Below are 19327 nucleotides of genomic sequence, written 5' to 3' on the forward strand. Positions count from 1 at the left end.
TCATGGGCTTCCCCACCGTCCAGATAACCATGATCACCAGAGATGAGCTGTTGAGGGAATTTGGCGAGGTCGGCCAAGCCCATGGTTGCTACGTTGGCAAATACGTCGTTGCGACGTACACGCTTTATTGCTGCCTGCGAAACGCCGACGGGCATGATCTGGCGATCACCTCGAAGGACATCCATGATCCGCAGTTCGCTTCCAGCGTAGGGCTGAGCGCGCCGTCCCACCTGTCTCATGACAGACCGACGATTTTTGCTATTCCACCAAACATCTATGGATTCACCCACGCGATAGCGGTTCCCAGCACGTATCACGGGCTCCTGAACCGCAGTGCGAATCGAACCGACCTGTTCCTGTGTCTGCCGATCTTCCAGTGCGAGTTCAGCGGCAACGAATCAGAAGAGGATTTCAAGTGGTCCACGCATCACATCGTCGACGTCAACAACTGGCGCAGGATCAGGCAACCGAAGATCAGCCTGTATTTCGACAACCCCCGGACTGGCGGCGGAGCGGACAAGGACGGGGCCATCGTGAGTCTTGAGACACTGATGGCCGAGATCGAAAACCTCAACGGAGTGAGCGATGGCTTCATCGAGATCACCAATTATCGCGACGAGGTGATCGAAGTGCTGTCGCCGGAGGAAGGGCGCTATGTGCTGATCCAAAACCGTCAGCATGAAGAGCTGATGGAACGCGCCGGGGTGGTGGCAGCCGTGGAGACGTTCACGACCGGCTGACGATCGACCGCTGTTGAGGAGCCGAGCATGGCTCGGCTCTACAGGAATTCCCGGCCCCCGACGGTGATCAGATCACCGTCAGGTTGGCATACGCCATCACCAGCCACTTGCTGCCGGCCTCGATGAATTCCACCTGCACGCGGGCGTGCTGGCCGCTGCCTTCGTAGTCGGTGACCATGCCTTCGCCGAACTTGGGATGGTTGACCATCGCGCCCAGCTTGAGCGGCGGTGCTTCCAGCGCCGCATGGCCCATCACCCGGTTGGCGCCCAGCGAGGTGCCGCGCGAGACCTGCACCTTGGGGCGCACTTCGTTCACCAGCTCACGCGGGATCTCGCGCAGGAAACGCGAGGGCACGTTGTAGTTGTCCTGGCCATGGATGCGGCGCGATTCGGCGTAGCAGAGCACCAGCTTCTGGCGCGCGCGCGTGATGCCCACGTAGGCCAGACGACGCTCTTCTTCCAGCCGGCCGCTTTCTTCCAGCGAACGTGCACTCGGGAACAGGCCGTCTTCCATGCCGGCCAGGAACACCAGCGGGAATTCCAGGCCCTTGGCGGCGTGCAGCGTCATCAACTGCACGCCCTCTTCGCCAGCCTGGGCCTGGCCTTCGCCAGCCTCCAGCGAGGCGTAGGCGAGGAAGGCGACCAGCTCGCTCATGTCCTGGGTTTCTTCGACATCATCCTCGCGACGCACGAAGCGCGAGGCCACCGAGACCAGTTCGTCCAGGTTGTCCGCGCGCGATTCCGAATCCAGCGCATTGCGGCTTTCCTTGGACCAGTGCTCACGCAGGCCCGAGCGCATCAGCACGTGGTCGATGCGTTCGGCCAGGGTCATCGTGTCCGCTTCGGCCTGGAGCTGATTGACCAGCACCAGGAAACCGGCCAGCGCGTTGCGTGCGCGTGCGGCCAGCGCATTCCCCTGGGTGGTCAGCATGGTCGCTTCCCACAGCGAGATCGCCTGGGCGCGCGCCAACCGGCGCACTTCATCCAGGGTGCGGTCGCCGATGCCGCGCGTCGGCGTGTTGACCGCGCGTTCGAAGGCGGCGTCATCGTTGCGGTTGGTCATCAACCGCAGGTATGCCAGCGCGTCCTTGATTTCGGCGCGCTCGAAGAAGCGCATGCCGCCATACACACGGTACGGCACCTGCTCGGAGAGCAGTGCTTCTTCGAACGCGCGCGACTGTGCGTTGCTGCGGTAGAGCACGGCCACGTCGCCGTAGCTGCCGCCATCGCGCACCCACTGGCGCGCCCGCTCGACCACGTAACGCGCCTCGTCCATTTCGTTGTAGGCCGCGTACAGATCGATCGGATCGCCATCGCCGCTGTCGGTCCACAACTCCTTGCCGATGCGGTCCGGGTTGTGCGCGATCACCGCATTGGCCGCGCCGAGGATGTTGGCGGTGGAGCGGTAGTTCTGCTCCAGGCGCACGGTCTGCGCACCCGGGAAATCCTTCAGGAAGCGCTGGACGTTCTCGACCTTGGCGCCGCGCCAGCCGTAGATGGCCTGGTCGTCGTCGCCGACCACGAACACGTGGCCGCTGTCGCCGGCCAGCACGCGCACGAAGGCGTACTGGATGGCGTTGGTGTCCTGGAACTCGTCCACCAGGATTTCGCGGAAGCGCGAACGGTAGTGGGCCAGCAGGGCCGGGTTGTCGCGCAGCAGTTCATGCGCGCGCAGCAGCAGCTCGGCGAAATCGACCAGGCCGGCACGGTCGCAGCGCTCCTGGTAGGCCGCGTAGGCCTGGCGCATGGTCTCCAGCCACGCATCATGCGGCTCGGGCTGGATGTGCTGTGGGCGGCGGCCCTCGTCCTTCTGCTCGTTGATCCACCAGGCGATCTGCTTTGGCGGGAACTTGCCGTCGTCGATCTCCAGCTGCTGGACCACGCGCTTGACCAGCCGCAGCTGGTCGTCCGAGTCCATCACCTGGAAGCTGTCGGGCAGCTTGGCGTCCTGGTAATGCAGGCGCAGCAGGCGGTGGGCCAGGCCGTGGAAGGTGCCGATCCAGGCACCGCGGCTGCCCTGCGGCAGCTGCAGGTCGATGCGGTGACGCATCTCCCCGGCGGCCTTGTTGGTGAAGGTCACCGCAAAAATGCCATGGGTCGGCACGCCGCAGACTTCATTGAGCCAGGCGATGCGGTGGATAAGCACGCGGGTCTTGCCGGAACCGGCACCGGCAAGCACCAGATGGTGGCCGGGCGGGGCGGACACAGCTTCGCGCTGGGCGGGGTTCAACCCGTCGAGCAAGTGGGAAACATCCATGTCCCCATTTTACGCCCTCCGGGCCGCCCCTGCGTCAGGGCGCGCGTCCGGCCGCTTCCTCGGCAAGCCGTTTGTCCAGGTTGATGCGCCCCTGCTGTGCGTAGCGGCGGCAGGCGCCGGCATCGACCAGCGGAGAGGCCGCGTCGTCCTGCAGACGGGCGAACAGGTCGCTGCCCAGTGGATGCGGCGTGACATGCACGTCGCAGGGAAGCGCGGCCAAGCGGTCCAGGCCGCGCCGGAAGGCCTCCACCATCCGCGGGTGATCGATATAGCGGTACTGCGCATCGGAGATCGCACTGACGCTGTCGGTGTAAGCGATATCCAGGCAGCGCCCAGCGTCGCATGAACGCCAGGTCCAGCTGGTTCCGCCCGGCGTATGGCCCGGGGTGGCGTGGGCAGTCAATGCCAGCGGACCGACGCGGACGACCTCGTCATCGCCGATGGCCCGAACCTGCGCTACCGGTGGAAATGCCGCGCCTTCCTCAAGGTACTGTGGATCATTGCGGTCGCTTCTGCCGTTGCGCAGGGTGGCCACGGCAGGGGCCCGCGCCAGCAGCGGTGCACCGGTGGCCGCCTGCAGATGCGCCAGGCCGGCGGCGTGATCGTAATGCTCGTGCGAGTTCAGCAGGTACGTCACGTCGCGCGGGTCGAAGCCCAGCGTGCGGATATTGGCCTCGATCAGCGGGCCAGCCGGTGTCGTGCCGCCATCGATGAGCACATGGCCCTGATCGGACGTCACCAGCACGGCCGCCAGGCCACAGGTGCCCACGTACCACGTATTGCCGAAGATACGCCGCGGCGGGGCACGATCGTTCCATCCCTCCATCACGCTCGCACCCGCCGGACAGGCGGGAATGTCGCCCAGCGCGGTGGCGGCGGCCGCTGCCTCGGCACCCCGAGCGGTCGCAACAGCGCCATCAGCAGGTGCCTGACGATGGCAGGCGGCCAGACCCAGCATGGCGCCCAGCAAGGTGAGTGCGCGCAGCGTGGCCCTCGCAGGGGCAGGGGTGGCGGTCCGGTCGGGGCTGGACGACATGGGCATTTCCCTCTGTGAAACACACGAGCCTAGAGCCGTCTCCACCCCATCACCAATGCAGATTTCGAAAGGGAGGCATGAGGTGGCTCTGCGGCTGGTTGCGCGGCCCCGGGAAGGATGTCGCCGTCAGCCCAGGCTGCGTCGCGCGGCCTGTTCGGCCTGCACCCGCAGCTCCGGGATCGCCAGGCTTTCCCACAGGGTGCCGATGCGCAGGCTGCCGACCACCCGGATCGCCGGCTGCGGCTGGCCACGGCCGTCGATCAGGCCGCCCTCCTCCTCCGTGGTATCCAGGCCCAGGCCATGCGGGCCCGGGCGGGCATGCCCGTCGGCCAGCAGCTGCCGGATCAGTGGATTGCGCATGGACAGTGCGCGCGTCTCCACCCCGGTGGCGTTGATCACCGCGGCCACGGTCAATGGCGGCAGGCCACCGTCCGGGCTGCGGCCGTGCAGCTGCAGCCCGCTTTCCTGCACCAGCAGCGTGTCCAGGCGGGCGCGGTGGCGCTGCAGCTGGCCACGACGCTCCAGTTCGGCCACCTGGGCGTGCACCGATTCGGCGATGCGGTGGCGGTGTACGTCCCAATAGCGCACCACGTGGCGCAGGAAACGGCGCTGGTCGGCCTCGCTCAAGCTCAGCCACAGCGCCTGGCCCATCGGCCGGATGCGGTCCATCACGCTCTGCCACGGAATGCCCCGCGCCACGGCGGCATCGGCCTGCGCACGCAGCTCCCGCATGCGCTGGCGCAGCGACATCGCCAGCAGTGGCTGCGGATCGAAGGTGACGGATGCGCCATGCGCCTGCGGCAACGGCAGCAACGCATGACGCGAGAGCACGAAAATGCGCCCACGGTGACCAGCGGCGGCGAGGGCGACCACGCTGTCGGCCATGCTCAGGCCCGAGCCGATGATGGCCAGATCGTCATCGCCGGCCAGAACACGCACGCCGTCGTAATCCCAGGCTTCCACCGCCTGCGCGGGCGGCAGTGCGTCGGCACCGGGCACCGGCAGCGGGCGCATGCTGTTGCCGCAGGCCAGCACCACGCGCTGTGCGCTCCAGGTCACGTCGTCATCGAGCCGCAGCTGCACGCCCTGTGCGTGGGGAACCAGCGCGAAGACCGGCTGTTCGACCACCTCCAGCACCGCCACGCTGCGTTCGCGCGCCTGTTCCAGGCGCTGGCGCAGGTAGGCAGCGTAATGGCGGCGCGGCACGAACTGTTCGGCCAGCACCTCGCGCGGCACATCGGCGATCGCCTCGCTGTCGATCAGGTAATCGAGAAAATCCGCGGGCTGGTCCGGCAGCCCACTCATTTTGCCGGCCGGCACATTGAGCAGATGCTCGGGCCACGGAGTGGCGTAGGCGATGCCTTCGGCCAGCACCGAGGCCGGCTCGAACAGCACGATGCGTGACGGCCGCTCGGCATGGCGCAGCGCCTGCAGTGCGACAAGGACGCCGGCAGCGCCGCCGCCGACGATGGCCAGATCACACTGGCGATGGGTATCGGACGCAGTCATGCCCCGATTGTAGGCGATGCACGTGGACCGGCCGTCCACGTGCGTCACAGCGGACTACATCAAGGCATCGGCCAGCCGCGCGATGCCTTCGCGGCTGCGCTTCCAGGCCGGACGTTGGCGCCACGTCGCCAGATCCAGCTGACGCGACTGCTCCAGATAGTCCGCTTCGATCTGCGCCAGCTGGCGCACCATGCCGGCGTCGTAGCAGAGCATGCCGATCTCGGCATTGAGCGCGAACGAGCGGATATCAAGATTGATCGAGCCGACCAGCGCGATATCCTCATCGACGGTCAGGTGCTTGGCGTGCAGGAAGTTGGGTGCGTACAGCGCGATGCGCACGCCACTGCGCAGCAGCTCGTCGTAGTAGGCCTCCTGCGCCCAGGAGGTCAGCCGCTGGTTGGTGCTGGCCGACAGGATCAGCTGCACCTGCACGCCGGACAGCGCGGCGATGCGCAGCGCGCTCAAGGTCGCTTCGTCGGGCACGAAATAGGGCGTGACCAGCACGATCCGCCGGCGGGCCAGATGGATCAGCGCGTTCACCGCATCGCGCGCGTTGCTGAAGGGATACGCCGGGCCGCTGGGCAGCAGCTGGGTCGGGACATCGGCCGAGCACACCGGCACTGCGGTCAGCACATCCAGGCGCTGTCCGGTTTCCATGTACCAGTCGCTGGCGAACACGGCCTCCAGATGGGCGACTACGGGCCCACGCACGCGCGCGACCAGTTCCTTGTTCGGGAACCCGGCCACGAACTGCGCCCGCGCCAGGTTCTGCGAGCCGATGTAACCGACGCGGTTGTCGATCACCGCGATCTTGCGGTGGTTGCGCAGGTCCATGCGGCCACTGCGGCGCCAGCGCAGGCCACCGGGCAACATCGCGCGCACATCCACGCCGATCGCCTGCAGGCGGTGGCGATAGTGGCGCAGCCCGCGCTTGGCGCCGACAGCATCCAGCAGCAACCGGCAGTGCACGCCACGCGCCGCGGCGCGCTGCAGTGCCTGCACGATGGCCTCACCGACCGCATCGTCGAACATCAGGTAGTACAGCAGGTGGACGCGTTCGCGCGCCTGGTCGATGTCTTCGATCAGCGCCTGCAGCGAAGCGTCGTAGTTGTTGAGCAGATCCACCGCGTTGCCGTGGATGGGCATGAAATCGCCCTGGCGCTCGATCAGCGGCACGATCTCGGCGGTGGCGGTATCCGGCGCGGGCGTCCAGCGCAGCGGCGGCTGCAGGGCCTGTTCCTCGCGGATCACCTGGGACGCCTCGGCCTGGCGCTGCACGCGCTGGCGCGACAGCCAAGGGTGGCCGAACAGCAGGTACAGCGGCAGCCCGAGCAGCGGCACGAAGCCGACCAGCAGCAGCCAGCTGCGCGCGGCACCGGGCGTGGTGCGGCTGGGAATCCAGAACAGCGCGGCCAGCCGGATCAGCCAATCCAGCATCAACAACCACGAACCCAGCAGCCACTCGAACAGCATCGCGTCGCCCGTCGGGAGGGGAACCGCATTCTGCCATGGGTCGCTGCATGCAACCGCTCATGCCGGGTGCGGGGCCGGGCACGGCCCATGAAAAACCCCGCCACGAGGGGCGGGTTTTTTCGGGAAGCTCAAGCATCCTCGCGGATTACTTGATCTTGCCTTCCTTGTACAGGACGTGCTTGCGCACGACCGGATCGTACTTCAGGAATTCCATCTTCCCGGGGGTGTTCTTCTTGTTCTTGTCCGTCGTGTAGAAGTGGCCAGTGTTGGCCGTCGAAATCAGACGGATCTTATCGCGCTTGCCTGCCATGATCGTTTACTCCTCAGACCTTTTCGCCGCGCGAACGCAGCTCAGCCAGAACGGAGTCGATGCCGTTCTTGTCGATGGTGCGCAGGGCATGCGCGGAAACACGAAGCTTGACCCAGCGGTTCTCGCTGGCAACCCAGAAGCGGCGCTCGTGCAGGTTGGGCAGGAAACGACGACGGGTCTTGTTGTTGGCGTGCGAGACGTTGTTACCCGTCTGCACTCGCTTGCCGGAAACTTGGCATACGCGGGACATTGCGCACCTCGATAAAGTAGTTGTCAGCCCATAGCCCGGGCGACGGCGGCCTCGGCGGTTTCCCGCCACACGTCATGAGAATCAAAGGGTTACGCTGTCGAGGGCGGGCCGGATGACGTGTTCCCGGCCACCGATCCAAAGGTTTTTGGACACAGCGAGCCGCGCATTATGCCCGCTTGAAGGGCCTGCGGCAAGCTGGCATGGCCCGGCGGAGCCATGCCGGTTCCATGACGGCCCCTCCGCTAGGCTGCCCGGGCATCGAACCCGGACTGAATAGATGACCCCAACGCCTCCCCTCCCCCTCGCCCGCGGCCTTTCATGAAGCTGCTCGCCCTGACCTACGGCACCGAAGGCGACACCCGCCCGCTGGTGATGCTCTGTCATGGGCTGATCGGCGCCGGCCATGAGGTGCTGCTGCTGGCCGAGCGCGGCACGCTGGATACCGCGCGCCTGCTGGGCGTCCCGCATGCCGCGCTGGAGGGCGACATCCATGACGAGGTGGTGGCGCTGGTGTCGCGCGGCAACGCCCGCCTTGCGGCCTCGCGGGGCTTGGCGCGGATGGCGCAACGGCACGTGCCCGGCTGGATGCGCCAGGCCGACGCGGCGGCCGCCGGGTGCGATGCGGTGCTGACCGGCGGGCTGGCCGCGTTCGTGGGCCTGGCCGTGGCCGAACACCATGGGCTGCCGGTGATCGGCACCGGGATGATTCCGCTGACCCCGACCGCCGGCTTCCCCTCTCCGTTCCTGCCACGGCTGCGCCTGCCCGGCGCGCTCAATCGCCTCAGCTACACCTTGGTCAACCAGGCGGTATGGCGCACCTTCCGCGGTCCGATCAACGCCGCGCGACGGGCATTGGGCATGCCGGGGCGCGCCTCGCCCTGGCGGGATCTGCCGATGCTGTACGGCATCTCGCCCAGCCTGCTGCCCCCGCCGCCGGACTGGCCCACCAACCACCGAATCTGCGGCCAGTGGCGAGCACCGGAGCACGGCTGGCAGCCGCCGCCGGCCCTGCAGGCCTTCCTGGACGCCGGCCCCGCCCCGGTCTACCTCGGGTTCGGCAGCATGACCGGCTTCGATCGCGACCAGGTGCTGCCGGCGCTGCTGGCGGCCTTGGCGCCGCGGCGGGTACTGCTGTTCCCGGGCTGGGCCGGGCTGCCCAGCGCTCCCTTGCCGCCCAATGTGTTCGTGATCGGGCCGACCCCGCATGAGGCCTTGTTCCCGCGCTGCTCGCTCGTCATCCACCACGGTGGCAGCGGCACCACGCACTCGGCCTGCCGGGCCGGGGTGCCGTCGCTGGTGATGCCGTTCGCCGCGGATCAGTTCTTCTGGGCGGACCGGTTGCAGCAGTTGGGCGTGGCACCGGCGGCGCTGTCGCCGAAGCGCCTGGACGCAGGGACACTGAGGCGGGCCATCGCGTTCGCCGAACGTGCCGATACCCGTGCCCGCGCCGCCGCGCTGGGTCACGCGATGACTGCCGAGAACGGCGTCAGCACTGGCGTCGCTGCCATCGAGGCGTGGTTGTCACCTCGATAGCAGCGGCCACGGCGCGCACATATTTTTCTGTGCCGTCTGAAGAATCACCCGACCAACGGTCGGGTGCTACCCCATCGATGAAGGGTTACCCCACCACCTGTGCCGCCTCATCCTTTCCGATGCAGCCAGCGATACAGCACCGGCAGCACCAGCAAGGTCAGCAGCGTGGACGAGACGATGCCGCCGATCACCACGGTCGCCAGCGGACGCTGCACCTCCGAGCCGGCGCCCACGTTGAAGGCCATCGGCACGAAGCCCAGCGAGGCCACCAATGCGGTCATCAGCACCGGGCGCAGACGGCCCAAGGCACCCTCGCGTACCGCCTGCGGCAATGGCATCCCCTGCTCGCGCAGGCTGCGCACGAAGCTGATCATCACCAGGCCGTTGAGTACCGCCACGCCGGATAGTGCGATGAAGCCGACACCGGCCGAGATCGACAGCGGAATGCCGCGCAGCGCCAACGCCAGCACGCCACCGGTAAGCGCCAGCGGCACGCCGCTGAACACGATCGCCGCATCCTTGACCGAGCCGAACGCCCAGAACAGCAGCGCGAAGATGATCGCCAGCGTCACCGGCACCACGATGGACAGGCGCTGGCTGGCCGAGATCAGCTGCTCGAAACTGCCGCCGTACTCGATCCAGTAGCCGTTGGGCACCTGCACATCGCGCCCGATCGCCTGCTGCAGATCACCGACAAATCCACCAAGGTCGCGGTCACGCACGTTGGCGGTGACCACGATCCGGCGTTTGCCGTTCTCGCGGTTGATCTGGTTCGGCCCTTCGCTGTTGCTCAGCGTCGCCAGCTCACGCAGCGGCACCGTGCGCGCACTGCCACTGGTCCAGCTTCCGGGGCGGCTGGACTCGTCAGCGTCATCGGCCAGTGCAGTCTCCAACGACACCGGCAGGTCCGCCAGCGCGGCCGGATCCTGGCGCAGCGCTTCGGGCAGGCGCACCACGATATCGAAGCGGCGATCGCCTTCGAACAGCTGCCCTGCCACCTGGCCACCCACCGCAGTGGCCACGGTCGACTGCACCTGGCCCGGGTTCAAGCCATACCCGGCCAACGCGGTGCGGTTGGGGGTAACGGTCAGCAGTGGCAGGCCGCTCGTCTCTTCTACCCGCACGTCGGCCGCACCCGGCACGCTGCCGGCCACCGCCGCGATGCGCTTGCCGACCGACAGCAGCGTCTCCAGGTCATCGCCGAACAGCATCACCGCCACGTCGGCACGCACGCCGGAAATCAACTCGTTGGTGCGCATCTGGATCGGCTGGGTGAACTCGTAGTTGTTGCCGGGCAACTGTTCGACCGCGCCTTCCAGTTCGGCCAGCAGCGCCGCACGTGTCTTGCGCGGATCCGGCCAGGCCTTGCGCGGCTTCATCATGATGAAGGTATCGGCGACCGAGGGCGGCATCGGATCGGACGCGACCTCCGGCGTGCCGATCTTGGAGAACACCTTGTCCACCTCGGCGAACTGCACCAGCCGGTTCTCGATCTGCTTCTGCATCTCGATGGACTGGGTGAGGCTGGTGCCGGGGATGCGCATGGCGTGCATGGCGACATCGCCTTCGTCCAGGTTCGGCACGAACTCGCTGCCCAGCCGCGTGGCCAGCAGGCCGCAGCCGATCACCAGCACCAGCGCGCCGGCGACCATCCAGCGGCCGCGCCGCAGGGCGAAGGCCAGCATCGGCTCATAGCGCCGACGCACCCAGGCCATCAGGCGGTTTTCCTTCTCCTGCACACGGCCACCGAGGAACAGCGCGATCGCGGCCGGCACGAAGGTCAGTGCCAGCACCATCGCACCGGTCAGGGCCAGCACCACGGTGATCGCCATCGGGTGGAACATTTTTCCTTCCACGCCGGTGAGCGCGAAGATCGGCAGATACACCGCGGTGATGATGCCCAGCCCGAACAGGCTCGGGCGGATCACTTCGGCGGTGGCGCTGGCGGTTTCGGCGAAGCGTTCTTCGCGGGTCATGTCGCGGCCGAGCAGGTGCTGGCGTTCGCCGAAGCGGCGCAGGCAGTTCTCGATGATGATCACCGCACCATCGACGATCAGGCCGAAGTCCAGCGCGCCCAGGCTCATCAGATTGGCCGACACACCGCCCCGGGCCATGCCGGTCAGCGTGAACAGCATCGCCAGTGGAATCACCGCCGCGGTGATCAACGCCGCACGGAAGTTGCCGAGCAGCAGGAACAGCACCACGATCACCAGCAGGGCGCCTTCGATCAGGTTCCTGGCGACGGTCTCGATGGTGCGGTCGACCAGCGCGGTGCGGTCGTAGCTGGCGGTGACGGTGACGCCCTCGGGCAAGCTGGCCTGCGCCTGCTGCAGGCGCGCGGCCGCGGCCTGGGCAACATCACGGCTGTTGGCGCCGATCAGCATCACCACCGTGCCCATCACCACTTCATGGCCGTTCTGGGTGGCCGCGCCGCTGCGCAGTTCCGGGCCGTCCTGCACCTGGGCCACATCGTGCACATGGATCGGCACGCCTTCGCGGCGGGCCAGCACGATGTTGCCGATCTCCTCCAGGTTGGCGACCTGCCCGGGGATGCGCACCAGGAACTGCTGGCCGTTGCGTTCGATGTAGCCGGCGCCGACGTTCTGGTTGTTGGTTTCCACCGCCTGGGCGACATCTTCCAGGGTGAAGCCCAGCGCGCGCAGCCGTGCCGGGTCCGGGGTGATGTGCACCTGGCGCTGGAAGCCACCGATGGTGTTGACCTCGGTCACGCCCGGCACGTTGCGCAGCTGCGGGCGGATCACCCAGTCCTGCAGCGTGCGCAGGTCGGTGGCGGTGTACGCCGTGCCATCGGCCTTGCGCGCCTTGGGATCAGCGTCGATGGTGTACATGAAGATCTCGCCGAGGCCGGTGGAGATCGGCCCCAGCTGCGGATCCAGTCCCTCGGGGATCTGCGATTTGACCTGCTGCAGGCGCTCGGCGACCTGCTGCCGGGCGAAGTAGATATCGGTGCCGTCCTTGAACACCACGGTCACCTGCGAGAGGCCGTAGCGTGACAGCGAACGGGCCTGCTCCATCGCCGGCAGGCCGGCCATCACCGTTTCCACCGGATAGGTGATGCGCTGTTCGGTCTCCAGCGGCGAGTAGCCCGGCGCGGCGGTGTTGATCTGCACCTGGACGTTGGTGATGTCCGGGGTGGCATCGATCGGCAGCTTGGTGAAACTCCAGCTGCCGAGCGCGATCAGCACCAACGTCAGGGCCATCATCAACCAGCGATGGGCGATGGCGGCGCGGATGATGCGCTCAAGCATGACGGCGCCCTCCGGATGCGGGGCGTGGCGAGGCGTCAATGTTCATGCGATGCCCCTGCCTTGCCGATGTCGGCCTTGACCACGTAGCTCTGCTCGACCACCACCTCTTCGCCGAGGGTCAGGCCACCGAGCACTTCCACCTTGCCGGCATCGCGCGCACCGAGCGTGACCGCACGCGCGGTGTAGGTCTCGCCTTCGCGCACGAACACCACGTCCTTGCCGTCCATCGTCTGCAGGGCGCTCAGCGGCACCACCTGCGCGGCCGAGGTGGTAGCGACCACGATGCGGGCCTTCACCGCGGCACCGGGCCGCCATTGACCGTCATCGTTGCGCAGCGTGGCACGGGCGACCGTGCTCTGGCTGGCGGTGGCGGTACCGGGCAGCACACGCTCCAGCGTGGTGGCCTGGCTGACGCCGTCGGTCATCCGCGACACCGTGACCGGCACACCGGCGGTGATGTGCTGGGTGTCGTTGCCGAAGATATGCAGGTCCACCCACAACGTGGACAGATCACCGATCTCGAACAAGGGGGTGCCCTCGCCGGCCACGCCGCCGACCTGGGCCTGGCGCGCGAGCACCACGCCACCGATCGGTGCGGTCACGGTGTAGGTGGTGAGACTCAGGTTGCTCTCGATGCTGGCCAGCACCTGGCCGGCGCGCACCCGGTCGCCGACATTGGCGCGCAGCGAGCGGATCGGCCCGGGGAAGCGCGCCATCACCTGCGCGACACGGCCATCGACCGGGGTCAGCAGGCCCTGCACGTCGTGCTCGTCGGCGATGGTGCCGGCCACCACCGGCGCCACCCGGATGCCGGCCTGTTCGGCCATCGCTGCGGCGATGGTGGTGCTTTCCGGGGCGTCATGGTCGTCATGATCATCGGCATGCCCGGCCTCGCCATGGCCGGCGTCCGTCGCAGCGGCCTGGGTCGGCGCTGCCGCGGGGTCACTGCTGCCGCAGCCGGCGAGCGCCATCAGCGCGATCAACAGGCTGCCGGCCAGCACGGTACGGGTCAGGGAAGCGGTCATCGGCGGTCCTCCGTGGACACGGTGTCGGTGGCGGCGACCATGCTCTGGCCGGTCAGCCGCTGGATTTCAATGAGGGCGGTCTGTGCGGCGATGGCCGCTTCCAGCTGGCGCTGGCGTGCTTCGATCCGCATCGCCTGCAGCTGGGCCCATTCCATGTAGCTGATGGCGCCGGCACGCCAGGCCTTCTCGGCGGCATTCTCGGCGCGCTTGAGCTGGGGCAGGACGTCGCGCGCCATGCGCGTGACTTCCAATCGCGAGGTCAGGTAGCGGCCATGCGCTTCAGCGAGCGTGGCGTACAGCTGCAGCGCGCGCGCCTCGCGCTCCACGCTGTTGAGCGCCAGCTCGGCCTCGGCCGCGCGGATCTCCGGCTCGGCGCGGCGCACGCTGCCCAGCGGCAGGCTGAAACCAGCCACCAGCGAGGTATCGCGGGTATCGCGGCTGTTGCGCACGCCCACCTGCCAGCTGACGTCGGGCCGTGCTTCGGTTCGGGCCAGCTGCACCTGCGCTTCGCGGATGCGGCGCTCACCGGCCAGCACCGCCAGTTCCGGCGTGCGCTGGAGTTCGTCGGCGAGCACGGCAAAGTCCTGCAGCGCGGGCAGCTGCATCGGGTCGCCACTCACCACATCGAAGCCAGGATCACGCTGGCGCCACAACGCCGACAGTGCCGCACGCGCGGACTGATCCATCTGCGTGGCGCGATCGCGGTCCAGCTCAGCCTGGGCCAGCATCGCCTGGGCCGTCATCAGCACCGATTCCGGCGAGGCGCCGGCCTGCAGGCGCAGCCGCGCGGCGGCCACCGCGCGCCTGCGCTGTTCGATATCGGTCTCGGCGATGCGCAGCTGCTGGCGCGCGTCGGTCACCGCCAGGTAGCGGCGGGCGACCTCGGCCATCAGGTCCAGCCGCGCGGTTTCGCGTTGCGGGGCGAGGCTGTCGAGGTTGGCCTGGGCCACGGCGCGGCGGGCATCCAGCTTGCCGCCCCGCTCCAGCACGCCGGCCAGGGTGACGGTGACCTCGGCGGCATCGACGCCGCGGGCCTCGCCGGTGCCGAGCGCGTTCTCCAGTTCCACGCCCACGGTCAACGGCGGCGACAGGCCGGCCGCGTCACGGCGGGCTTCCCACACCGGGCGCTGGGCCTGCGCCAGGCGCAGGTCGGGGTGGTACTGGGCGACGCGCGCGATGGCGTCGTCGAGGGTCAACGGTGCAGCAGGTGTCGTGCCCTGTGCGTATACGCACGGCACGAACGCAATGGCAGCCAACGCTGCCAGACGCATCCACATGGGAGTCTCCAGAAAACAATCAGATGGCAAACGGCGGCACGCGGCCGCAGGGCATCAGATCGCTATCGGAGGACGCAGCAGGTTCTCGGGCGGCTGGGTGCGCAGTTGCGCGACCAACCCGGCAGGGACGCCGTGGCTGGGGGCGGCGGGCAGGCTCCAGGCCATCGCCGCCATCGGCAGCACGCCGCCGTGGCCATGGCAGTGGCCGCAATGCACCAGGGCATGCAGCCAGTCTTCGTTGCCGTCGTCGTCGCTGGAGGCGGTGCCGGCCGTGTCATCGCTGCCATGCAGCTCGCTGCTGTCGGCATGCACGCTCAGGTGGATATCGGCCAGGGCCGAGGCCAGCGAACTGCCGAACACGCCCACACCGACCACCACCAGCATCAGCAGGCGGAGCAGCAGGGACGGACGCGGGCGGGCACGACGGAGCATGGCCCGCAGGGTAGCCGGGCGTGAAGCCGTTACACAATCGCAGGCCGGCAGGTTGGTTCACGTTGGCGGGGCCGGCGCGAGGGCCGGCCCCCCGCGCACCTCAGCTGGCGGCGGCCTTGCGCTGGGCGATGAAGGCCTGGATCTGCGCCTCCAGCACCGGCAGCGGCACCGAGCCCTGGCTCAGCACGGCGTCGTGGAAGGCCTTGACGTCGAAGCGGTCACCCAGCTCCTTCTCGGCCTGCGCACGCAGGCGCACGATCGCGATCTCACCGAGCTTGTAGCTCAGCGCCTGGCCCGGCCAGGAGATGTAGCGGTCCACTTCGGTGGTCACTTCATGCTCGCTCAGCGCGGTGTGGTCGCGCAGGTAGGACAGCGCCTGCTCGCGGGTCCAGCCCTTGTGGTGCACGCCGGTATCGATCACCAGGCGCGCGGCACGCCACATCTCGTAGGTGAGGCGGCCGAAATCCTCGTACGGGGTTTCGTAGATGCCCATCTCCACGCCGAGCTTCTCGCAGTACAGGCCCCACCCTTCGCCGTAGGCGGAGATGTAGTTGTTGCGGCGGAACGCCGGCTGCTCGCCCTGCTCGGCCGCCAGCGCGCCCTGCAGGGCATGGCCCGGATCGGACTCGTGCAGGGTCAGCGCCGGCAGGTTGTACAGCGGCCGTGCCGGCAGGTTGTAGGTGTTGAGCCAGTAGGTGCCCATGCCACCGCGGCCGGCGGTCCAGAACGGGGCGATGTCCGGCGGTACCGGCACGATGGTGAAGCGCGCGCGCGGCAGGGTCATGTACTTGCCGATCACGCCATCCACGCGCTTGGAGATCCACGCCGCGCGGTGCAGCAGCTCGTCCGGGGTCTTGGCATAGAACTGCGGATCGGTGCGCAGGAAGGTCAGGAACTCGGCGAAGCTGCCCTTGAACTCGACCTGCTTGATGATGCCGTCCATCTCGGCCTGGATGCGCGCCACTTCCTTCAGGCCGATCTCGTGGATCTGCTGCGGGGTCAGGTCCAGCGTGGTGTATTCGTGGATCTGCTGCTTGTAGTACGCCTTGCCGCCGGGCATCGCTTCGGCGGCCAGGGTGGTGCGCGCCTGCGGCACGTACTCGCTGACGAAGAAGGTGCGCAGCTTGGCGAAGGCCGGCACCACGCTGCCGCCGATGGCCTGGCGGGCCTGCTCCTGCAGCTGTGCCTGCTCGGCGGCCGGGATGCTGGCCGGCAGCTTCTTGAACGGCGCGTACAGCGGCGACTGGGTCGGGTCCTTCAGTTCGGAGACCGTGGCGATGGACACCTCGCGGCCATCGAGCACCGCGCGCGGCACGCTGAAGCCACGCTTGAGGCCGGCACGCATGTTGTCGGTCTGCTGGTCGAAGTAGCGCGGCACATCGTTCAGGCGCGCGATGTAGTTGCGGTAGTCCTGCGCGGTCTTCATCTCGCGCCGGGCCATGAAGGACAGGTTGGACCAGAACGAGGAGTCCGCGTTGAACGGCATTTCGTAGGCGCGCAGGCGCACATCGGCGGCCAGGTTGAACACCTGGTCGCGGTAGATCGCGTAGTTGATGCGGTTCTCGGCCGAGAGCGCCTGGGTGTCGACCTTGTCCAGCTGGGCCAGCACGTCGTCCCAGACCTTCAACCGGCCCTGCTGCGCGGCCGCGCCGACATCGGGCATGCGGGTGGCGTTGGCCGGGCCGTCGCCGTCTTCGCTGGCCTCACCGCCACCGGCTTCGCGCCAGGCCCATTCCTTCTCGTAGATGGCGCGGAACTGCGCATCGGCGGGGCTTTCGGTGGCCAGGCTGGCCGGGGCGGCGGCCGGGGCAGCTGGAGGCGCGGCCAGGGCGGCGCCGGCAGGAAGGGCCAGGGCGAGCAGCAGCGCAGCAACGAGCGGTGATTTCACGATCAGGGTTCCCGGGGGACGGCAAACCCCGATCATGGCACCCGGCGAAGGGGCCGCGCATGGATCAAAGGTCCTGCCCGCGTCGTGGGCAGGACCGGGGACCGGCCGCAGGCTGGGACCCCAGCGCCGAAGGCGCGAGGTAGCCACCGACCGTTGGTCGGTCGGCACGCCCTCAATGCGCCGCCTTGTCCCGCTTCCACCCACGATGGTCGATATCCAGCTTCAGGCTGTACAGCGCGGTGAACGCCGGGAACAGGTTCTGCAGCACGCCCACCGAGTCCTGCTTGGCCGAGAACAGGAAGTAGCTCAGCGTCATCAGGCTGCCGACCACGCTCATGTACCAGAACAGGCGCGGGATCACCGGCTTGCCGGCACGGCGCGAGGCGATGAACTGGACCAGCCAGCGGCCACCGAACATCAGCGCGCCGGTGTAGCCGATCAACTTCCAGCCGGTGACGTGCAGGCCGGTCCAGTAAAGCCACGTCAGTGGCTGGTCGAGCCAGTGCAGTTCCATCAGCGCTCTTCCACGGCGGTGCGCTTGCTGCGCGTGATCAGCCAGGCTACGCCGCGCAGGTCGCGGATGCCGACCAGCGCGCGGCCCAGGTTGTTGTACTTGGACACACCCGCGGTGCGGTGCCGATGGTTGACCGGCACGCTGGTGCTCTTCCAGCCGGCCCGCTGCATCAGCGCGGGCAGGTAGCGGTGCATGTGGTCGAAGTACGGCAGCTCCAGGAACGCCGCACGCTCGAACAGCTTGATGCCGCAGCCGGTATCGGGGGTATCGTCGTGCAGCATGCGCGCGCGGATCGCATTGGCCCACTTGCTGGCCCAGCGCTTGCTGCCCGAATCCTGGCGGTTTACACGCCACCCGGCGAACAGCTTGACCTCGGTAGCGGCCGCCGCGCGCGCGGCGAGCAGCTTGGGGATGTCGGCCGGATCGTTCTGGCCGTCACCGTCCAGAGTCGCGATCCAGGGCGCGCGGGCGTGCTTGACGCCGTTGCGCACCGCGGTGCTCTGCCCGCTCTGGGTGACGTGGTGCAGTACCCGCAGCTCGGGCGTGGTGGCCTTCAGGGCCTGCAGGACCGCCAGGGTGTCGTCGCGCGAGTGGTCGTCGATGTAGACGATTTCGAAATCGACCTGCCCGCGCAGCGCGGTGGTGATCTCGTTGATCAGGGGCGTGACGTTGTCGCGTTCATTGAAGACCGGGACGACGACCGACAACTGGGGTTGGCTCATGGTCGGGCTCTGCGAATGGCCAGGATCGAAAAAGAGCGCGCATTTTCCGCACCCGAGGTTATCCGAAGATGAATCGAGGCGTGTGTGTCAGGCGTGATCCCCGAAATAATCCCGGCACCAGGCCACCACCGGCGGCAGACCGCGCTCGATCGGCATCGCCGGCTCGTAGCCGAAGGCGTCATGTGCCCGCGTGGTATCGGCCATCGTGCGGACCATGTCGCCGGGCTGCATCGGCTTGTAGACCTTCTGCGCCGGGCGTCCGGCGGCGGACTCGATGACCCCGATGAAGTGCTCCAGTTCGATCGGCGTGTGGTTGCCGAGGTTGAACACCCGGTGCGGCACCGTGTCGCTGGACGGATGCGCCAGCGCGCCGAGGATGCCATCCACGATGTCGGAGACATGTGTGAAGTCGCGCTGCATTTTTCCGTCGTTGAACACGTCGATCGGGCGGCCGGCCAGGACCGCGCGCGAAAACAGCAGCGGCGCCATGTCCGGGCGGCCCCACGGGCCGTACACGGTGAAGAAGCGCAGGCCGGTGGCATGCAGGCCGAACAGCTGGGCGTAGGTGTAGGCCATCAGTTCGTTGGCGGCCTTGGTCGCGGCGTACAGCGAGCGCGGCTTGTCGATGCGCTGGTCTTCGGAGAACGGCGGGGTGGCCGAATCGCCGTACACCGAGCTGCTCGAGGCATACACCAGATGGGCCACGCCGCGGTGGCGGCACAGCTCCAGCATGTTGACGAAGCCGGTCAGGTTGCTGTCGACGTAGGCATGCGGGTTTTCCAGCGAGTACCGCACGCCGGCCTGGGCGGCCAGGTGGATGACCCGGGTCGGCTGCACCTCATCGAACAGCGCGGCCAGGCCGTCGCGGTCGGTCAGGTCGAGCACGCGGATATCGGCCTGCGGGCACAGCGCAGCCACGCGATCACGCTTGATCTGCGGATCGTAGTAGTCGTTGTAGTTGTCCAGGCCGACGACGCGCTCACCGCGCGCGAGCAGGGCCTTGCAGGTGTTGGCGCCGATGAAGCCGGCAGCGCCGGTCACGAGAATGGTCATGGGGTCCGTCCGTCCTACTTGCCACGTATCAATACAGTG

General features: G+C 67.9%; 16 protein-coding genes. 2 read left to right on the plus strand and 14 right to left on the minus strand.

What is annotated here, in order from left to right; genetic code table 11:
• Positions 1-2 precede the first annotated feature (2 nt).
• A complete protein-coding gene (locus OC373_RS17180) occupies positions 3-740 on the plus strand; it encodes a hypothetical protein (RefSeq protein ID WP_261998168.1) in 738 nt (245 codons plus the stop codon).
• A 67-nt stretch (positions 741-807) separates the two neighbouring features.
• Here OC373_RS17180 and uvrD read toward each other — a convergent pair whose 3' ends face one another.
• The 6 genes from uvrD to rpmB form a co-directional block, all read right to left on the minus strand.
• Positions 808-2997, minus strand: a complete 2190-nt coding sequence (gene uvrD, locus OC373_RS17185; protein WP_019185629.1) for a DNA helicase II — start codon at positions 2995-2997, stop codon at positions 808-810.
• Between the two features lie 34 nt (positions 2998-3031).
• Positions 3032-4033 (minus strand): subclass B3 metallo-beta-lactamase, encoded by a 1002-nt coding sequence (bla, locus tag OC373_RS17190; RefSeq protein WP_216636712.1) that lies wholly within the window; start codon positions 4031-4033, stop codon positions 3032-3034.
• Between the two features lie 126 nt (positions 4034-4159).
• Positions 4160-5560, minus strand: coding sequence for an FAD/NAD(P)-binding protein (locus OC373_RS17195; protein WP_070427492.1), 1401 nt, complete (start codon positions 5558-5560; stop codon positions 4160-4162).
• A gap of 36 nt (positions 5561-5596) precedes the next feature.
• Positions 5597-7015 carry a cardiolipin synthase gene (gene cls / locus OC373_RS17200; protein WP_019185626.1) on the minus strand — a complete coding sequence of 473 codons (1419 nt, stop codon included), beginning with the start codon at positions 7013-7015 and terminating at the stop codon, positions 5597-5599.
• Between the two features lie 145 nt (positions 7016-7160).
• Positions 7161-7328, minus strand: coding sequence for a 50S ribosomal protein L33 (gene rpmG, locus OC373_RS17205; RefSeq protein WP_172407465.1), 168 nt, complete (start codon positions 7326-7328; stop codon positions 7161-7163).
• Between the two features lie 10 nt (positions 7329-7338).
• Positions 7339-7575 carry a 50S ribosomal protein L28 gene (gene rpmB / locus OC373_RS17210; protein WP_019185625.1) on the minus strand — a complete coding sequence of 79 codons (237 nt, stop codon included), beginning with the start codon at positions 7573-7575 and terminating at the stop codon, positions 7339-7341.
• A gap of 318 nt (positions 7576-7893) precedes the next feature.
• Here rpmB and OC373_RS17215 point away from each other — a divergent pair, with 318 nt between their 5' ends.
• On the plus strand, positions 7894-9108 hold the full coding sequence (locus tag OC373_RS17215; RefSeq protein ID WP_261998169.1) for a glycosyltransferase: 1215 nt from the start codon (positions 7894-7896) through the stop codon (positions 9106-9108).
• A gap of 107 nt (positions 9109-9215) precedes the next feature.
• On the opposite strand, the gene OC373_RS17220 is transcribed toward OC373_RS17215, so the two are convergent.
• The 8 genes from OC373_RS17220 to OC373_RS17255 form a co-directional block, all read right to left on the minus strand.
• Positions 9216-12377 (minus strand): CusA/CzcA family heavy metal efflux RND transporter, encoded by a 3162-nt coding sequence (locus tag OC373_RS17220; RefSeq protein ID WP_261998170.1) that lies wholly within the window; start codon positions 12375-12377, stop codon positions 9216-9218.
• Between the two features lie 35 nt (positions 12378-12412).
• Positions 12413-13402 carry an efflux RND transporter periplasmic adaptor subunit gene (locus OC373_RS17225; protein WP_261998171.1) on the minus strand — a complete coding sequence of 330 codons (990 nt, stop codon included), beginning with the start codon at positions 13400-13402 and terminating at the stop codon, positions 12413-12415.
• The gene (locus OC373_RS17230; RefSeq protein WP_261998172.1) at positions 13399-14679 is read right to left on the minus strand and encodes a TolC family protein; all 1281 of its coding nucleotides are present in this window, start codon (positions 14677-14679) and stop codon (positions 13399-13401) included. Before OC373_RS17230 ends, OC373_RS17225 begins: the two co-directional genes overlap by 4 nt.
• Before the next feature lie 54 nt (positions 14680-14733).
• A complete protein-coding gene (locus OC373_RS17235; RefSeq protein WP_070426229.1) occupies positions 14734-15111 on the minus strand; it encodes a DUF2946 family protein in 378 nt (125 codons plus the stop codon).
• A gap of 100 nt (positions 15112-15211) precedes the next feature.
• Complete coding sequence (locus OC373_RS17240; RefSeq protein WP_019185619.1) at positions 15212-16999, minus strand: DUF885 family protein; 1788 nt, start codon at positions 16997-16999, stop codon at positions 15212-15214.
• 172 nt (positions 17000-17171) lie between these two features.
• Positions 17172-17513: a lipid-A-disaccharide synthase N-terminal domain-containing protein gene (locus tag OC373_RS17245; RefSeq protein ID WP_019185618.1), complete on the minus strand. Its 342-nt coding sequence runs from the start codon at positions 17511-17513 to the stop codon at positions 17172-17174.
• A complete protein-coding gene (locus tag OC373_RS17250; RefSeq protein WP_070426231.1) occupies positions 17513-18235 on the minus strand; it encodes a glycosyltransferase family 2 protein in 723 nt (240 codons plus the stop codon). Before OC373_RS17250 ends, OC373_RS17245 begins: the two co-directional genes overlap by 1 nt.
• A gap of 87 nt (positions 18236-18322) precedes the next feature.
• Positions 18323-19288: an SDR family NAD(P)-dependent oxidoreductase gene (locus OC373_RS17255; RefSeq protein WP_070426232.1), complete on the minus strand. Its 966-nt coding sequence runs from the start codon at positions 19286-19288 to the stop codon at positions 18323-18325.
• Positions 19289-19327: the final 39 nt, after the last annotated feature.

The sequence above is a fragment of the Stenotrophomonas sp. Ste96 genome (genome assembly GCF_024519495.1).
In the GTDB taxonomy this organism is placed as follows: Bacteria; Pseudomonadota; Gammaproteobacteria; order Xanthomonadales; family Xanthomonadaceae; genus Stenotrophomonas; species Stenotrophomonas bentonitica_A.

Coding starts and splice junctions, on each gene's coding strand:
- OC373_RS17225 (WP_261998171.1), bottom strand. CDS start 13,402: ATGACCGCTTCCCTGACCCGTACCGTGCTGGCCGGCAGCCTGTTGATC.
- OC373_RS17215 (WP_261998169.1), top strand. CDS start 7,894: ATGAAGCTGCTCGCCCTGACCTACGGCACCGAAGGCGACACCCGCCCG.
- OC373_RS17230 (WP_261998172.1), bottom strand. CDS start 14,679: ATGTGGATGCGTCTGGCAGCGTTGGCTGCCATTGCGTTCGTGCCGTGC.
- OC373_RS17180 (WP_261998168.1), top strand. CDS start 3: ATGGGCTTCCCCACCGTCCAGATAACCATGATCACCAGAGATGAGCTG.
- cls (WP_019185626.1), bottom strand. CDS start 7,015: ATGCTGTTCGAGTGGCTGCTGGGTTCGTGGTTGTTGATGCTGGATTGG.
- rpmB (WP_019185625.1), bottom strand. CDS start 7,575: ATGTCCCGCGTATGCCAAGTTTCCGGCAAGCGAGTGCAGACGGGTAAC.
- uvrD (WP_019185629.1), bottom strand. CDS start 2,997: ATGGATGTTTCCCACTTGCTCGACGGGTTGAACCCCGCCCAGCGCGAA.
- OC373_RS17245 (WP_019185618.1), bottom strand. CDS start 17,513: ATGGAACTGCACTGGCTCGACCAGCCACTGACGTGGCTTTACTGGACC.
- OC373_RS17255 (WP_070426232.1), bottom strand. CDS start 19,288: ATGACCATTCTCGTGACCGGCGCTGCCGGCTTCATCGGCGCCAACACC.
- OC373_RS17220 (WP_261998170.1), bottom strand. CDS start 12,377: ATGCTTGAGCGCATCATCCGCGCCGCCATCGCCCATCGCTGGTTGATG.
- bla (WP_216636712.1), bottom strand. CDS start 4,033: ATGTCGTCCAGCCCCGACCGGACCGCCACCCCTGCCCCTGCGAGGGCC.
- OC373_RS17250 (WP_070426231.1), bottom strand. CDS start 18,235: ATGAGCCAACCCCAGTTGTCGGTCGTCGTCCCGGTCTTCAATGAACGC.
- OC373_RS17235 (WP_070426229.1), bottom strand. CDS start 15,111: ATGCTCCGTCGTGCCCGCCCGCGTCCGTCCCTGCTGCTCCGCCTGCTG.